This window comes from Bacillus sp. 166amftsu (assembly GCF_900107445.1).
In the GTDB taxonomy this organism is placed as follows: domain Bacteria; phylum Bacillota; class Bacilli; order Bacillales; family Bacillaceae_G; genus Bacillus_A; species Bacillus_A arachidis.
In genome coordinates, this window is sequence record NZ_FNQA01000002.1 from 57,259 (window position 1) to 74,780 (window position 17,522).

Genomic DNA, 17,522 nt, shown 5'->3' on the forward strand with positions numbered 1-17,522 from the left:
CTTGTAAATAATTTTGAAAGATTAATTGATCTCAATATGCTGACTTTACTTTTGCTTCCTTTAAACGTTTCAACTCTTTTCGAAGAAAATAAATCGCAATAAGGATACCTGGAATTTCAGCAGCTGGAGCGGAATACCAAACACCATCAACTCCCCAGAATTTTGGGAAAATAAACATGAATGGGAATGAAAAAAACAACATTTTGCTCACATTAATAAACGTTGCTGACCAGTTTTTCTCTTGCGATTCGAAATAACCGGCGATAAGCAAGCTAACGGCATTTAATGTAAACATGCAATTAAATACGATTGTCGTCCAGGTTATGAGTTTCTGTAAATCCGGATTATCGTTAGAGAAAAATGACATAATTGGATCTGCAAAAATGATTAGTAAAGCTGTCACAATCAAAAACAAGGTAACTGTAAAAATGATCCCAATCTTAATTGCTTGTTTCACACGATCAAGGTTGCCTGCACCGTAATTATAACTAATAATTGGCTGAAGTCCTGTCATCCCACCGAGCGCTGCTAAGGCGAGCAGATTTGTAATGTAACCGTTTTGAACCGTGAAAGCAGCAACGTGCAGCCCACCGCCGTAGCTTTGCAGTAAATTATTAAAGAAAATAATAGAAAAAAACATCATGAGCTGACTCGAAAAAGAAGCAAAGCCTGTCCAAGCTACCTCACCAATTGTCTTGAGATTAATCATCATATCTTTTATTTTGGGTTTAAGTTTTGTTTTACCGAACCAAAAATAAAAGATTAGTAAAGCAGGGATAGATTGTGCAATGGTATTCGCCCATGCAGAACCCATCATCCCCATGTCATATTTCGTTACCATAATCCATTCTGTAATTCCAACAACAACCGCCGCAACTAACCAGCTGTTCATTGATAATACAGGTTTTTCATCGATATTGGTTAAAATACTTAGTACAACCGCCAATATCATTATTGGCAATGCAATCCACAAAGGTCGGCTGTATTTCACCGCATATGGAAGTGCATCATGACTCGCTCCGAATAAAGTCATGATTTGGTTATCAAAGACCAATCCAAGTACAGCTAGCAAAATGGAGAAGAAAAGAGTAAACCATAAAGTTTGTCCCATAGTACTCCTTGCTTCTTCGATTTTCCCTTTTCCAAGTCGAAGTGAAATGACCGCTCCGGCTCCAATCCCAAACAGAACGCCAAGCATACGAGTAATAACCGTGACCGTAAATCCAATTCCAATCCCTTCGATTTCCAGCTCCTGAAAGCCGCTGACGAAATAGCCATCGACAATCGCTACCACTCCAAGAATCGCATTAGCCATAATTCCAGCCAAAGCAAACCGTAAATATAGTAAAGGAATACTTTTGGTTCCCAGTGCTGAATTATTTACTGGCTTATTCATAATTTCTGCCTTTTCTTTCTTCGGTGAGGGACGGTTTCCTGCTATTTCCATGCTCATACCCTCCTAAAAATAATTTATATAGCAAGTTCAGTTTAATTAATTCTCCTTTAGACAAAAATATCGAGGAGTTTGAAACCAATATGCGGTAGATTTACAAGCATTGTTTTCTGATTATGGAACGGGAATGGTTTTAGGCGTTCTTTTTCATATCGATATCTACCTGCACACCCCGTAACAATCCATTGTGCTAATAACTTACCGAACAGTGTCGAGAGAGAAGCTCCGTGGCCCGTAGAACCAGTTGCGAAATTTACCGATTGATGGTGCTTTTATCCATATTATTTTTTCCATTTACAACACTTAATTCTTTTTGTCTCAGAGATAGGATGACCACACAAGCAAAAATCGCTAATGCACCAATCACGAACATCCCGTTTGAAATAGCTAATTTTCCGAAAATCATAGGGCCAAAAAAGCCACCTAAACTTGCAAATGCATTAACCGTTGCAATGCCGGCTGGTGCGGTTGATTCCGTGAAAAACAGGGTCATAAATGAGAAAAAGGCGCCTGCAAATCCATACAGTCCAATCGCTGCGAAAGCAATCAATATGATCATCGTCAATGTGTTACCAGCAAACCCACACATAATAAAACCTGAAGCTGCAATGAGGAAGCTTGCAATCAAATGCTTCTTATGCTCATTTCTTTTATCAGAACTCCATCCAAAAAGTAACATGGAAGGAATTCCGATTAGTGCAGGTATAGTTGTTAACCAGCCAATTTCAATATTATTTGAACTAGTAGCAAATGATTTAATGATACTTGGCAGCCAAAAACTAAGACCGTACATTGCTGTATAATTAGCAAAATAAATAAAAGCCAATTTCCATACCTTCGTGTCTTTAAACATTTCTAATTTTGATGCTTTATTTACTGCAAGGCTTTGACGTCGTTCTCTATCTAGTTCATTTTCCAGCCAATTTTTTTCTTCCTCATTTAACCATTTAGCATCTTTGGGGCCATTATTTAAGTAAAATAGCGTGACAACTCCTAAAATAACGGCTGGGATTCCTTCGAGAACAAACATCCATCTCCAACCAGATATCCCGTACCATGTAATGTTATCCATAATCCAGGTTGATAATGGGGCCCCTATAATCGTACCAATCGGCAAAGCCATGACGAGAGAGGCGGAAGCACGCCCCCTTTCTTTATTCCGAAACCAATATGTGAAATATAAAATAACTCCTGGGAAAAAACCTGCTTCAGCAATTCCGAGTAAAAAACGAGCAATGTACAAATGCGTGGCCGATTGTACAAATGCTGTTAAAGCTACAATGATACCCCATGAAATCATAATTCTAGCAATCCAAACTTTCGCGCCAACTTTGTGCAGGATCATATTGCTGGGTATTTCAAACAGGAAATACCCAAGAAAGAAAATACCTGATAATAACCCAAAAACTTCTGCGGATAATCCCAGGCTTGCATTCATTTCCAAAGCTGCAAAGCCTAAATTCACACGATCCAAATAAGCAATGACATAACATATAAACGTAAATGGTAAAATGCGTATCATTGTTTTTTTGATTGTTGTACTTTCAATTGATCGATACATTGAATTCATACCATACATTCCCTCCTAAAATAACGAATCATCATTAGGCTCTACAGTATTTAGTAAATTGCTTTGGTGAATATACTTACAGATTTGACAAATTTTCTTCAATCATAAACCAGAGAGCATTTTCAGTCGGTTCAGCCATCATCGTAAATCCAGATAAAGTCCCATGAAGAACTAATTAGATGTCTGCTGTAAAAGATAATTTATTAGTAGGAGGACATATTTTGGCTTTCGCGTATAAAACCTTTGGTGTAAACGCTAACATTTATAGAACTGCTAAATATTTAACATTAAGTCTACGAATTCTTTGTTTAGAAAACTACTATTCATGAAAATTGGATTTATCAAAAACATAATCGATCTACTTTATACACTTTTCATTCCGTTCTTTGGACCTTCAGCTTCAATTTTCTCTTTGTAAGTTCAAAATAATTCCTCCTTTTTAATGATTGGACTGATAGTAACATGGGATTTTGTCGTATATAAATAATAAAATTCTGCTATGTGACAATTGTTATTAATTTTTTAAAAATTGCGAAAATATAACGTGTTTAAAACAACCTGTTGGAGACTGTTAAAATAATTTCTTTCAAGTGGGAATTTTTATCGAAAATAAGGGGCTTATCTATCTAAGTAATGATCTAGCGTACGATTAAACGGATAAAATAAAAAGATATTTGAACTATTCTTTTTATTATTCTATTGAAAGAGGGCCTTTGAGAAAGGGGAATCATATTTTAATAATTAATAATTGTTAAAATATGATATAAAGAAAGTAATATGTATTACAAAATAGAAAGAATTTAGAGGGGTGAATGATATTAATAGAGATTATACAATCCAGACTGTGCAAAACGCTATGCAAATCTTACGTTTGTTCACCACAGAAAAACGGGAATGGACATTGTCGGAGATTGCTCAAAAAAAATCTATGAGTATTAGTACTACTAAGCGCCTTTTGAAGGTATTAGAAAACTATGGGTATTTGGAGAGGGGTTTAAGAACTAAAAAATATAGACTTAGTCTGTCGATTTTAAAATTATCCGGTATTGTCAAAACAACAATGGAAATTCACCGGGAAGCTCGGCCGATTTTAAAAAAATTAGTCAACGATTTTGGCGAAGCTGTTCATATTGGAGTTTTAGAAGGAACAGAAACGATTTATTTGGACAAAATGGAAGGCTTACATCCAGTCCGATTATCTTCCCACATTGGAAAGAATAATCCAGTATACTGCACTGGATGTGGAAAAGTTATACTCGCTTTTAAAGAACAAACAGAACAGGAAGAAGTCATTAAAACGATTGAACTGCAACAATTTCATCAGTTTAGTTCAAAAACGGTTAGAAATGCAAGAGAATTAAAGAGTCATCTTAGTCAAATCAAAAAGCAAGGATATGCAGTTTGTATAGATGAATTTAGCGAAGGGATAACTAGTATTGCAGCTCCTATCTACGATTATAATGAATCTGTCGTCGCTTCGATCAGTATTACTGGCCCTAGTAACCGGATAGACCTTCCACAAATTGTAGAAGGTGTGGTGAAGGCAGGAAAAGACATTTCGAAAAGTCTCGGATATATATATTAATATGATTATAGAATAAGAAAGAAGGAAAGGTAATGAAACGAAGAAGCTTTTCATCACTTGAAAATGCATTACGTATACTGGATGTGTTTAGTGTTGAAGAACCAGACTTTAGTGTGAAAGAGATTGCAGATCGGCTTTCGATTGCTGACAGTACAGCTCATCGATTGCTGTCCACGCTTAAAAAAGAAGGATTCATTGCTAAAGATAATATAAATAATAAATATCGTCTTGGTATTTCTATACGCGCATTAGAATCAGCTTTAATAAAAGATTTGGCCCTACATAATGCATCTACGTCAATTTTGTATTCACTGGCTAAAAAGGTAAATGAGGCATCCTCACTCTGCATTTTATATAATAATCAAACTTTTTATGTTAATACAGTAGATTCTGATCGCCCTATTTATGACGGATTGACATACGTAGGAAAATCTCAGTCTATCTTAAGTACAAGCGCAGGAAAAGTGTTAATTTCCACTAAATCGGAAGAAGAAATAGAGGCAATTATTTCTATGGAAGCAACACTTAATAAAACAGATAAGCCTCAGTATGATTTAAAGGAGTTATTGCGCGTTCAAGAAATGGGGTACGCAATTAGTTATAACAACTTTTCCTCTGGATTAACATCAATTGCTGCACCAGTAAAAAATAAGAGCGGAGACATTATAGCTGCCATTGAATTAATTGGTCCTGAGCAACGCATTCGGCCATCTTCTGTTAATACATATGTAAAAAAGGTGATAGAAGCCACGATAGAATTGGAAAAATCTTTAAACAGTAATAATTAATGAAGAAGAAGTAAACGAGGCTTTCTGACTGTTTTAACAGTTAGAAAGCTTTTTTTGTCCTGCATCTTTAAATATTCACCGTGTTAATTTGTTGTAATATAAAGCGACGAAGAAAGATTAGGTCGTGAAGACTGTTTCATACAAGAAAATATCCTTTTTTGAAGGAAAAAAGATACCCTTTCGCTATAATCGGAAAGCGCTAGAAAATATTTATGATTGAATATTCCGAAAATAAAAATTATAAATTGCCACATAGAAGAATGTCTGATTTATAAATGACAAAATGTTGTGATAACATTCAAAATAATAGTTATGAAAGCAATTACATTTAAGGGAGAACGATAATGATGATTTCTGAAAAGAAAAAAGAAGTGTTTATGGAGCCGGATATTCGTGTAGAGGATATTCAATCTCAAAAACTTCAAAAACAACTGGATTATATTTTTGGGAATTCGAAATTCTATCAGAACAAGTTTAAAAAATTAGATATTGAAAGAAGCAATATTAAAGAGTTAACTGATTTAGCAAAACTGCCGTTTACCTATAAGCATGAGATTAGGGAAAGCCAAAATGTATTGCCGCCACTAGGTTCGCATGCGATTGTCGATATGAAAGAAGTTGTTCGTGTACATTCATCATCTGGTACGACTGGCCGACCGACTTATGTTGGAATCACAAGACACGATTATGATGTTTGGACTGAAATGCTAGCCAGAGCTGCATATACTCATGGGATTAGAAAAGAAAGCAAAGTTGTTTTCGCAATGGGCCTTTCCTTTTTTGTTGGAAGTTCCTTCAAGGATGGAATAGAAAGGTTAGGTGCCACTTTTATTCCGATTGGTACAGGTGCCTCGGATCGGGTCATTCGAAGTATCATCGACTTTGAAGCTGATGCTTTGTTCTGTACGCCATCTTATGCATCCCATTTAGCTGAATTTGTTAGAAAAAATTATAACATGGAGCCTTCAGAGTTAAGCATTAAAATCATGTCTGTCGGTGGAGAGCCAGGTGGCGGATTACCTGAAGTTCGTAAAAAAATTGAACAGGATTGGGGCTGCAAAGTAGTAGAAGCGATGGGAAATGCCGATATGGCTCCCGTGATGTTCAGTGAATGCCAAGAGCAGAATGGAATGCACTTCATCGGATCGGATTACGTCATTTGCGAAATCATTGATCCTGAAACAGGAGAAGTTGTTCCACATAGCGATCATATGGAGGGTGAACTTGTTTATACAGCCATTGATCGTGAATGTGTCCCGCTTGTCCGATTCAGAACAAGAGATTTAGTTCAGGTCGATACAACGCCATGTAAGTGTGGACGACGCAGTTTCCGTTTGCGTTGTGTTGGAAGAACCGACGATATGTTAATCGTTCGTGGAGTGAATGTTTTCCCATCAGCGATCAAGGATGTAGTGAATAGTTTTAGACCGAAAACAACAGGTGAAATTCGGATTCTACTGAAAGAAAAGCCACCTTTAGCGGAGTCGCCACTCCCAATTAAAGTGGAGTATTCAAAAGGCTTAAATGAAAATGAAAAAGGCACATTGAAGAAAGAAATCGAATCTGTGTTACGAGCAAAACTATTTTTCACGGCTGATGTTCAACTCGTCCCAGAAGAATCACTACCACGTTTTGAAATGAAAGCAAAATTAACCGAAGATTTATATAAAAAGTAAAAAATAGTTTGAAATGAAAAGGCATAAATGAAGAGGAGATGGATAGAGTGAGCAACATCGTATTGATAGAAGGAGCACGTACTGCATTTACGGAGATTTCAGGCTCATTTAGAGAGATTTCTGCAACAGATTTAGGAGCAGAAGCAGCTCGAGAAGCGATTTGTAAAGCGAAAATTGACCTGGAAGAAATAGATCAAGTCGTATTTGGAAATGTCCAGCAGTCCAGTAAAGATGCACATTATCTCGCTCGTCATGTTGGTTTAAAGGCAGGACTTCCCATCCATGTTCCTGCATTGACAATCAATCGCTTATGCGGAACTGGTGTAGAAGCCATTTTAACGGCCGCACGTTTTATTATGACCGGCGAAGCAAAAGTGGTATTGGCCGGAGGAACAGAAAGTATGAGTCAAGTCCCGCACGTGATTCCTGGACTGAGATGGGGGAGCCCGTTGGGTGGGCCTACTATAGAAGATTGGGTGTGGGATGGATTATATGATACGTATGGTGGATGTAGTATGGCTGTTACTGCGGAAAATTTAGCAGAAAAATATAGAATCACTCGTGAAGAAATCGATAGTCATGCATTATTAAGTCATGAGCGGGCGCTGGCTGCTATGGAAAAAGGGTATTTGAAGGAGGAAATCGTCCCGATAACGGTTCAGGATAGAAAAGGAAGCAGAGTGGTTGAAGAAGACGAACATGTTCGGAAAACGAGCATGGAAAAGCTGGGTAAACTAAAAGCCCGCTTTATCGAAAATGGCGTTGTGACACCTGGAAACGCGAGTGGGATGGTTGATGGTGCTGCAGCTGTTATTGTCACTTCAAGCGAATATGCTGAAGAGAAAGGCCTGAGACCTATTGCGAGACTGGTTTCCTGGGATGTGGTTGGTGTTGATCCACAATACATGGGTATTGGACCAGTACCTGCGATTCAAAATGCTTTACAAAAAGCGGAATTAAGAGTGGAGGATTTAGACTTAATTGAAATCAATGAAGCTTTTTCTGCGCAGTATTTAGCATGTCAGAAAGAGCTAGGCTTTGACCCAGAGAAAGGAAATGTAAATGGCGGTGCGATTGCGCTAGGTCATCCACTTGCGGCTAGTGGAACAAGAATTACGCTTTCCCTTGCTTATGAATTAAAAAGGCGTAACAAAAGGTATGGGGCCTCTGCTGTCTGTATTGGTGGGGGACAAGGGATAGCATCCATTTGGGAACGTTTGTAATAGAGCAATGAATTATTTTGAAAAAACACAAATATGTATTTCCGTCAGTAATCTTGTGAAATTTAGCAGAAATAGATTGTTGGGATCTATTTGTTGATATTTTTTAAAATATTCAGAAACATAAAGACACTTAACAATAAAAAGTATAAAGGGGTTGGTGAAAATGATCGTAGATTACAAGTTCAGAGTAAGATGGGGAGATACTGATGCTGCGGGAATAGTATTTTACCCGAACTTTTATAAGTGGATGGACGATGCCACACATGAGTTTTTAGCTGCTATAGGGTCTCCATCATCTACCTTGTACGTTGAACAGCAAATTAGTGTTCCGCTTCTTGAAGCGAATTGTCAGTTTAAGAGTCCACTATTTTTTGAAGATCATGTGACCGTTCGCAGTTCAATCGTGGAAATGCACCAAAAAGTATTCAAAATAAGCCACATGTTTTTCAAAGATGAAAATATGGTAGCGGAAGGATATGAAATTCGGGCTTGGACATCGTTTAAAGAAAAACCGAAGGCTCATCCGATTCCGAACCATATCCGAGAAAAAATGATGGCTGAAAATGTAGAGATAATGAAAAAGTGAAGCAATTGTTGACAGATAGGAAAGAAGTGAATCACTTTTTTACCATTTAATTCAGATGATACTCCTAAAACAATAAAAGATTATAGCCAGTTCATCATTCATAGTTATAACCTTTTAACTTTATATATTCCATAAAACTTAGAAATGGGGCGTAATTTCATGAAAAGTGTAAATAAATGTGATGTGATTGTGGTTGGAGCTGGTCCAGTTGGTTTGACAGCTGTGTTGGCGCTACAAAAAAAGGGGATCTCATGCGTGATTATCGAAGCGGAATCAAAAGGCCGTCCGCGCCCAGGCAGCCGTGCGATCTATTTACATAGCGCGACATTAAAACTGTTGGAAGAAACATCAAAAGGATTAGGTTTCGAATTAGCCAAAAACGGAATTATTTGGCCAGTAAAGCGAACGTTTTATAAAGGAAAAGAAGTATATGTAAAAAATTATGGGATCACCAACAACCAGGATCCAAATAAATTGCCGATGCATTTGTTCCAGCAGACATGACTGGATTTTTACAAGGTGGAAAAGAAAGCTTGGAACTCGCCCAAAATGCAATTGACTATGCAGTAGAAAATAAAACCGACAATGGATATAGACTTGTATATGATTTAAATGAAGTAAAAGTGGAAGCGCCAGTTCCGGTACCAGGAAAAATGATCTGTGTTGGTCACAATTATCGCAAGCATATTTTAGAAATGAAACGTGAGCTTCCATCATACCCGGTTGTATTTGCTAAATTTGCTAATACAGTCATTGGTCCACAAGATGATATGCCATTTTATCCAATTTCAGAACAGCTTGACTATGAGGCAGAATTTGCTTTCGTGATCGGAAAACGTGCAAGAAATGTATCACAAGAAGAGGCTCTTGAATACATAGCTGGATACACAATTGCTAATGATGTAACGTATCGCGATCTTCAAAGACGCACTCTTCAATGGCTGCAAGGAAAAACTGTTGAAGGAAGTGCGCCAATGGGGCCATGGTTAGTAACATCTGATGAACTTCGAGATCCTGCTGGTTTAGAAGTTGTTTTAACTGTTAATGGTAGGTGAAAGAAATGGAAATTGATGAAAATGTTAAAGGAATTTCTTTTAGGGCATTAAAATTAGAGGATTATGACGTTGTTTTAAATTGGAATAAAGATGAACGATTTTGTGAAGCAAATGGCTGGCAAAAAAATAGAGATAAAGATGAATTATTTCAATGGTGGAATTATTGTGTAGATAAGCAACGAAATGATTTTATTCGTTTTGGAATTGAATATAATAATAGACTTATTGGCTACGCAGATTTAGCAAAGATAAGAAATAATAGTGCTGAAATTGGTATTGCTATTGGGGATAGCAAACTCTGGGGCATGGGAATTGGTACTCAAACTGTTAATAGTCTAATCCATCATGCAGTCAAAGAATTAAGAATCACTATATTTTACGGTGAAACGCATGAAACAAATCTCCGTTCAAGGAAGATGATGGAGAAATTAGGTTTTACTGAGGTTAGTCGTATTGGTAGTGAAATTTATTTAGACAAAAAGGTTAAGTTGATACAGTATAAATTATGTTTGGGGGAATAAGAAACGGGAGGGCGAATCATAACTATTCGCTTACCGAAATCATTAAACTTTATTATAAAAATATATAGCTTGCAAAATTTTAGCCCCCGCATTTTAATCAAAATACGAGGTTTTTTTATGATGAAATCAAAGTTTTTAGCTACTTTTCACTCAAACTTTATTTCAATCCAACATCGGAATGATTAAGCTGTATGAATCATAAAGTCATTTTAAAAATAAGCTCTGAGATGAATGGTGGAAAATTAATTTTTCACCATTCACAGCATTGTATTTTCAGAATAGATAATTTTTTAGTGGGCTATTATGTTAAACTAAAATATAGATTTTTAATATGGCAAAGGTGGTGAAAAAATGGCAGAGAAAAACAGAAGAAATAAGCTGTATTATACAATCGCTTTTCTCGTTTCAACAAGTTACATCTGGGTTTTAATTATATCTGCATACAACATGGGTATCCCGCAATATAACAGTTTGATTTACGGTATTCTTCTCATGACAGCTTTTACATTTATAATTACAGTTCCATTACTTTATATAGGTTTACCCCTAATATGTATTGGCGCTGTACTTGCCATGTTTCGAATATTCTCTGTAAAGCGAATGTTGACTTATTATGCATTATCTTGGTTGATCCTATGGCTTGCTTTAGAGATCCCTTTAAGCATTTATGGTAATCATGAAGAAAAATACATATTTACAGAACAAGTAAAAGAGCAACACATCATAGAAAAGGTAAAAGAGGCAGTAGAAAAAAACAATGGTCCTATTAAGATTACGGATGAGTTTAAACAAAGTATGCTGGAATGGAATGAGGGTACAGGGAGTCCCGAATATCCTATTTTAGAGATTAGATATGAATTATTAAACTGTGATAAACAAAAAGACGAAAAAATAAATGGGTATTCCTGTACAGCTTCTATTGAAGCGCATTATAAACAGGAAAAATGGTTGATTGATTTTGATTCAAAAGAAAACGCAGGAGGAATGAATTTATCTAAAAATAACCAAAAAGCTGAAGAGAAGGCGAAACAGGAAGCTCTTACTTCTGAAGAAGAAACGAACATCCGAAAAAATGCTGAATCTGAGGCAATTCAATTTTTAAAAGAGAAGTACAATTTAAATTTAACACTCGTTAAACAAACATTTGAAAAGAGTATAAACTCAAACAAGAAAGAAAATAGACCATCGAATCCAGTGCATGAAATAAAAATTAACGGTTATTTAAACGAAGATTCCAAAAAAGATGTCACAGTAAGGGTGGAATACGATCCTTTAACCAAGAAGTACTGGCCTCATATGTATGCATTTGAAATGAGTGATGAAGCACAGAATGAAATACAAAAACAAATCGATTTAAAAAAGGAGAAAAATAATTAATATGGAATCCGATTTGGTATATTATTTTAACCCCGCCTTAAAGTTAGGGCGGGGTTATTGTTGATTTGAAATAAAGTCGTGATGTTTATAAAAAAATTGTGAACCTTTACCCTCCTAGGTATTTTTGTCCAAAGATGTTCTTTTTGACTAGAACAAAAAGAACATCTGAATAAAAAGTGGATTAAGGAATTATTTAGTGACATAGAGTTGTTCCGTTAAAGGGCCATATTCTTGAGGGAATCCCTGGTCCAAATTTGATACTAATAGAACAGTTCTAATCATATTCTTATGATAGAAAACATTAAAAAGGGGTGTAAAGTTAGTTGATAAAAGTTAAAGTTAGTTTACGGCCCATTGTAAGTAAGATAAATTTACCCACCGTTTTGAAAACAGCTATACTTCCGGGTGACTCAATTGAAAGATTATTTATTGCAACCCAGGTAGGAGAGATTTTTTACATAGGAAACGGAGTTATAAGGACTTTTTTAGATATTCGCCCGCGAGTCATAAAATTAGGTACTTCTGAGGAAGGTGTTTCTGGTAGTGGATATGATGAACGGGGATTGCTAGGGCTAGCATTTCACCCAAAATTTTATTATAACGGTCTGTTTTATCTTCATTATTCAGTAGCTGGAACACAAGGTCCAGGTGCCCTTTCTGAACATTTTAAGCCTAACCCATGTGATTCCAGTACTTTAAACCTAAGGTGGACAAATAGAGAAACGCAATATGATCATATTGATACAGTTGAAGAATGGATTTTACAATCGAATGGTCAACCTCAAAAACGACGGACATTACTTAACTTAAGAAGACCATTTTTTAATCATAATGGTGTCAATAGCTTAAACTTTTCACCTGAAACCGGAAAACTTGTTTTAACAACTGGAGATGGTGGGGCAGGCTATGATCCATTTAATTTAAGTCAGGATGATATGGAGATAGCTGGTAAAATAATTGAAATTGATGTAGTTAAGAATACATTTATTAATAATCCACCCGTAGTCACGCGCTTTAATGAACTTCCCTCATCTATCCAGGAAACGCTTACGGTAATTGCCAAAGGGGTTCGCAATATAACAGGCATTTCATTTCAAAGGTTTTATAATCAGTATATCAAATATGTGGGGATTGTCGGACAGGACCTGGTAGAGTCGATTTTTTCATTCGTTCATTATAAACCAATACCGGTTACTCAGCTTATTCAAGCTTCTTTAACTGACCAAGAAGGATTTATTAACTTTGGCTGGCGAGGGTGGGAAGGTGCTTTTCCTACTTCGTTTATAAAGGGCTGTTCTGCAAATCCGACTTTGGTTGAGAAAACAATTGCTTATTACAATGAAGCAGTAAAAACTTTAGCAGGGCGTCTTCAGCCTTTAACTAGTTATTTTCATAAAGATCCCCGACCCGATAAGTTTGGAGGAACTGCACTTACAGGAGTCCAGCCATATATGGGGAATGAAATCCCAAATTTAACGGGAAGCGTCGTGTTTACCGATCTTGCCAAGAATGAAGAATCTCGACCTCCGGTTAGAGGAGTTTTAGCTTATACCAGGGGAAGTACAAATTGTAAACTAAATGATTTTAGTGTTATTGAAACGGATTATAATTTTGGGTCTCAATCAGCTTATTATGTTAATTTGGGAACGAATCTGGATCAAACCAGACTATATTTAGGAGTTTATGGCTCTATGAAAGTAACTGATTTTAACCAAGGTACTGTTTTTGAAATTGTTCCATAATTTATAACTATAGGATTTGATAGATAGTCCCCTTATAAAAAGTAACACCGGAAAGTGGCAGGAGAAATCCCTCAGCTATTACTTTTTTTCAGGTTGGAGTAAGCACTAACACCTTACCATCAATTTGTAAACGTTAAGTTAATAGGAGCTATAAGCTTTTTGGCAAATACCTCCATTCCATATCCTGATGGAACTAAGATATCTTCTGGCTTTAAAATTCTTTTCATAGTATCCGCTCGATACATTGTACCCCTTAGAAAAAGCTTCTATTTTTGAATATTCACGGAGGGACAGTCCTCATTCCAATTGATTACTAACAGACAATACAGCATAAAGCGCAAGGGAATGAATAGTATAGAAAGTGACGAATTGGATGTTTTTAGGGGGTGTTTGAATCGATCGGTTTGTTCGTTATTGGTATCAATCGATGATAGAGACAGATGCAAACTATGTTCACGTAAGAAAGATGGCCCTTGCAACCAAGTTAGTTATTACAGCTGTATTGAGTACATTTGCCGCTATGTTTCAATCAGCGGGGGGCTTTATGCCTGGTATAGGCTTTCTGATTAGTATTCTAGCGACCTTACCAATTTTTTTAGCTACTTGCTTTTCTATCCGTCAGGGAATCCTTTCTTATACCCTTACGATTTTCCTTTTATTTATTATTCAGCCGAGTGAACTAATTATCTTTCCCTTTACAACAGGTTTATTAGGTATAGCGATGGGGGCGGCCTTTTTACAATTTAAGAGGAGAGTTGTGGTTGTTTCCTTTTCATCAATATGTTTACTTACAGGTATTATAATGCTTTTGTATGTATTTCGTTTTCCAGTGCTAGGCCCTACTGTTGATACAACTATGGATTCGAAAGTTATTGCAATAATATGTATATTGAGTTTTCTTTACTGCTGGATCCTCGCGGAGCTTTGTAGAATACTCATGAATAGATTGTGCCAGGTATTGTCTTAGCAGTTGAGTGAAATCTTTTTGAACGAATATAAGATGAAACCGAATACAAAAAAGAGAATATGTAACGTTATTGTTGAAATAAAAAAGAAGATCTCATCTACATTTGGATGAGATCTTCTTTTTTATTGACCAGTAAATGTCTGATACAGCAAGAAAATATTTAAAGCGATAACTAACGCAGCAATTAGCCAAGCAATTGCGTTTGTAATGCGATGGTTCACTAGCACACCCATAATCTTTTTGTTACTTGTAAACATAATAAGAGGTACTAATGCAAATGCGATTCCAAATGATAATACAACTTGACTCATGACAAGGGCATGAGTTGGATTCACTCCTAACGCAATAATAACAAGAGGTGGAATCATTGTAATAAATCGTCTTAAATATAAAGGAATATGCATGCGGATAAATCCTTGCATAATAATATCACCAGACATTGTACCAACAGAAGAACTAGATAAACCAGCAGCTAACAACCCAATCCCAAAAAGGCTAGCTGATACAGGGCCAACTAAATTGCTAAACTCATTAAAAGCGACATCTAAATCTTTAACATGTAATCCGTTTTTGAAGAACAAGGCAGCTGCTACAATTAGCATACTTGCATTAATCGCTCCAGCAATCACCATTGCAATAATGATATCAATGAATTCAAAGCGGAAAATCTTTTTGCGCTGTTCATCTGTTGTTCCGACTACGCGGCGTTGTGTTAAAGCAGAATGTAGATAAATCGCATGTGGCATTACTGTTGCGCCTAAAATTCCAGCTGCAAGTAAAATGCTATCTACACCTTGAAATTTAGGAGTAAACAGTCCTGAAAGAAGAGGGCTTAGCTCTGGTTTCGCATAAAACACTTGTACACCAAATGCAATAACAACGATAAAGACCATTCCTGTAATAACAGCTTCTAATGGACGGAAGCCCCTGCGTTGAAACTCCAGTATAATGAATGATCCAACTGCAGTAATTAAAGCAGCGGGTAACATTGGAATACCAAACAGTAAATATAACCCTAACGCAGCACCGATAAATTCAGCTAAATCAGTAGCTATAATAACGAGTTCTCCTTGTATCCATAAACCAATTGAAACGGGTTTTGGAAAATGTTCACGAGCAACTTCAGGCAGGTTCTTTCCGGTAGCAATTCCGAGCTTTGCTGATAGAGACTGAATTAATACGGCCATTAAATTGGAAGCTAGAATCACCCAAAGTAATAAATAACCATATTGTGAACCTGCCGCAATATTTGTAGCGAAGTTTCCTGGATCAATATAAGCTACGGATGCGATGAATGCAGGGCCAAGAAAAGGCAATAATTTTTTTAATCCTTTTGTTTCGCCACTTAAAGCTAGGTGGGCAGATTGAATTGTTGTACTTTGAGGAGGGACATGTTCATCTTTTGTTATATCTTTATTCATAGTAGTTTTCCCCTTTAGTTTCTTAACTTGATGCAATTATTGTATTTATTCTTTTGTTCTATTTCAATACATTTAGATATTTTAGATGATATTTTTATTTGAGCATAACTGTTTCCTTAATGCAAATTATATGACTGTATACAATAAAATGTGTGATCGGAATAACTATGTAACAAAAATAAATAAAATAGCTCACATACAGTTATAACTTTAGGGATTGTAGGAGAATAAAGAGAGTTGACTTACAATATGGAGTGGAAAAAGGTGCTTTCAATTGTAAAATAGGATTCACAGCATATTAATTGCTGGAAACTAATTTGTATGTTATATAATATATTGGGATTACATTACAACCGTATTGGATTGTTATGTGATCTCGTTTTTCATTTGCGTTAACTTCAGGGAAAACATTGTAAATAGGAGAAAGTTATTTGAACAATAGGTAACAAATCTTTTCTTATTCTTATATGTTCCGATATGATCGTTAACTTATACATGATTTTAAAATATCGAATTAGATAGGTGGTAAAAATAAAATGTTAAATACAAAACCATACAGAGTACTGCTGTATTACATGTACACTACAATTGAGAACCCTGAAGAGTTTGCTGCTCAGCATTTAGAATTTTGTAATTCACTTGAGTTAAAAGGGAGAATTCTTGTAGCAGAAGAAGGGATTAACGGAACGGCCTCAGGTACTGTCGGGCAAACAGAGAAATATATGGAAGCAATGAAGAACGATCCACGATTTGCTGGAATCGTTTTTAAGGTGGATGAAGTGGATGAGCATGCGTTTAAAAAAATGCATGTGCGTCCTCGTCCAGAGCTTGTTACACTTCGTTTAGAAGATGATATCAATCCGAAAGAAACAACAGGAAAGTATTTAGAACCAAAAGAGTTTTATGAAGCAATGCGAGAAGAAAATACAGTTATCATTGATGCGAGAAATGATTATGAATTTGATCTAGGCCATTTTAGAGGCGCAATTAAACCTGATATTAAATCATTCCGCGAGCTACCAGATTGGATTGATGAAAATAAAGAAATGCTCGAAGGCAAAAAGATTTTAACGTATTGTACAGGTGGTATTCGTTGTGAAAAATTTTCAGGCTGGTTAGTTAGAGAAGGTTTTGAAGATGTAAGTCAGCTTCACGGCGGGATTGTAACGTACGGAAAAGACCCTGAAGTGCAAGGTGAACTATGGGATGGACAATGTTATGTATTCGATGAGCGTATTGGTGTACCAGTGAACCAAAAAGAACATGTTATTGTTGGAAAAGATCACTTTACAAAAGAACCATGTGAGCGTTATGTAAATTGTGCAAATCCAGAATGTAACAAACAAATCTTATGCTCAGAAGAAAATGAACAGAAATATTTACGTGCATGCTCACACGAGTGCCGTGTGCACCCACGTAACCGTTATGTGAAAGAACATGAATTAACAGAAGAGCAAGTAGCTACTGCATTAGAAAAAATTGAAGCAGAAAATCAAGTGAAATTAGGATAATAATTGACTTTAATAAAAAATGGATCCCATCGTAAAAGAGAGGATCC

At 36.2% G+C, this 17,522-nt stretch carries 13 protein-coding genes and 3 pseudogenes; 12 read left to right on the plus strand and 4 right to left on the minus strand.

All coding sequences use genetic code 11. From position 1 onward, the window contains the following. Window positions 1-31: 31 nt before the first annotated feature. From BLV40_RS07005 to BLV40_RS07015, 3 genes and pseudogenes are all read right to left on the minus strand, one after another. Window positions 32-1,447 carry an MATE family efflux transporter gene (locus BLV40_RS07005; RefSeq protein ID WP_090688430.1) on the minus strand — a complete coding sequence of 472 codons (1,416 nt, stop codon included), beginning with the start codon at window positions 1,445-1,447 and terminating at the stop codon, window positions 32-34. Between the two features lie 56 nt (window positions 1,448-1,503). Further along, window positions 1,504-1,704 (minus strand): annotated as a pseudogene (locus BLV40_RS07010) (FAD-binding oxidoreductase); the annotation flags it as partial. Between the two features lie 2 nt (window positions 1,705-1,706). Beyond that, entirely contained in the window at window positions 1,707-3,023 is a 1,317-nt protein-coding gene (locus tag BLV40_RS07015) for an MFS transporter (RefSeq protein ID WP_090688434.1), read from the minus strand. A gap of 844 nt (window positions 3,024-3,867) precedes the next feature. Between BLV40_RS07015 and BLV40_RS07020 the strand changes: the two genes are divergently transcribed. The 11 genes and pseudogenes from BLV40_RS07020 to BLV40_RS07070 all read left to right on the plus strand — a co-directional run bounded on the left by BLV40_RS07020 (window position 3,868) and on the right by BLV40_RS07070 (window position 14,543). Beyond that, window positions 3,868-4,608, plus strand: a complete 741-nt coding sequence (locus BLV40_RS07020; RefSeq protein ID WP_090688437.1) for an IclR family transcriptional regulator — start codon at window positions 3,868-3,870, stop codon at window positions 4,606-4,608. Between the two features lie 32 nt (window positions 4,609-4,640). Beyond that, entirely contained in the window at window positions 4,641-5,396 is a 756-nt protein-coding gene (locus BLV40_RS07025; RefSeq protein WP_090688440.1) for an IclR family transcriptional regulator, read from the plus strand. A gap of 344 nt (window positions 5,397-5,740) precedes the next feature. After that, the gene (locus BLV40_RS07030; RefSeq protein ID WP_244525345.1) at window positions 5,741-7,072 is read left to right on the plus strand and encodes a phenylacetate--CoA ligase family protein; all 1,332 of its coding nucleotides are present in this window, start codon (window positions 5,741-5,743) and stop codon (window positions 7,070-7,072) included. Between the two features lie 47 nt (window positions 7,073-7,119). After that, on the plus strand, window positions 7,120-8,295 hold the full coding sequence (locus BLV40_RS07035) for an acetyl-CoA C-acetyltransferase (RefSeq protein ID WP_170833618.1): 1,176 nt from the start codon (window positions 7,120-7,122) through the stop codon (window positions 8,293-8,295). A gap of 166 nt (window positions 8,296-8,461) precedes the next feature. Continuing rightward, the gene (locus tag BLV40_RS07040) at window positions 8,462-8,881 is read left to right on the plus strand and encodes an acyl-CoA thioesterase (RefSeq protein WP_090689929.1); all 420 of its coding nucleotides are present in this window, start codon (window positions 8,462-8,464) and stop codon (window positions 8,879-8,881) included. Between the two features lie 159 nt (window positions 8,882-9,040). After that, window positions 9,041-9,328: pseudogene (locus BLV40_RS07045) on the plus strand (FAD-dependent monooxygenase); the annotation flags it as partial. Window positions 9,329-9,354: 26 nt separating this feature from the next. After that, a pseudogene (locus BLV40_RS07050) lies at window positions 9,355-9,930 on the plus strand (fumarylacetoacetate hydrolase family protein); the annotation flags it as partial. Between the two features lie 11 nt (window positions 9,931-9,941). Next, window positions 9,942-10,457 (plus strand): GNAT family N-acetyltransferase, encoded by a 516-nt coding sequence (locus BLV40_RS07055; protein WP_090688445.1) that lies wholly within the window; start codon window positions 9,942-9,944, stop codon window positions 10,455-10,457. 351 nt (window positions 10,458-10,808) lie between these two features. Next, complete coding sequence (locus BLV40_RS07060) at window positions 10,809-11,834, plus strand: hypothetical protein (protein WP_090688447.1); 1,026 nt, start codon at window positions 10,809-10,811, stop codon at window positions 11,832-11,834. Window positions 11,835-12,157: 323 nt separating this feature from the next. Continuing rightward, complete coding sequence (locus BLV40_RS07065) at window positions 12,158-13,576, plus strand: PQQ-dependent sugar dehydrogenase (protein WP_090688450.1); 1,419 nt, start codon at window positions 12,158-12,160, stop codon at window positions 13,574-13,576. Window positions 13,577-13,970: 394 nt separating this feature from the next. Then, the gene (locus tag BLV40_RS07070) at window positions 13,971-14,543 is read left to right on the plus strand and encodes a YybS family protein (RefSeq protein ID WP_090688453.1); all 573 of its coding nucleotides are present in this window, start codon (window positions 13,971-13,973) and stop codon (window positions 14,541-14,543) included. Window positions 14,544-14,665: 122 nt separating this feature from the next. Here the strand turns inward: BLV40_RS07070 and BLV40_RS07075 are convergent, their stop codons facing one another. Next, window positions 14,666-15,964 carry an Nramp family divalent metal transporter gene (locus tag BLV40_RS07075; RefSeq protein ID WP_090688457.1) on the minus strand — a complete coding sequence of 433 codons (1,299 nt, stop codon included), beginning with the start codon at window positions 15,962-15,964 and terminating at the stop codon, window positions 14,666-14,668. A gap of 536 nt (window positions 15,965-16,500) precedes the next feature. Between BLV40_RS07075 and BLV40_RS07080 the strand changes: the two genes are divergently transcribed. Then, window positions 16,501-17,475, plus strand: a complete 975-nt coding sequence (locus BLV40_RS07080; protein ID WP_090688459.1) for an oxygen-dependent tRNA uridine(34) hydroxylase TrhO — start codon at window positions 16,501-16,503, stop codon at window positions 17,473-17,475. The last annotated feature ends 47 nt before the right edge of the window (window positions 17,476-17,522 follow it).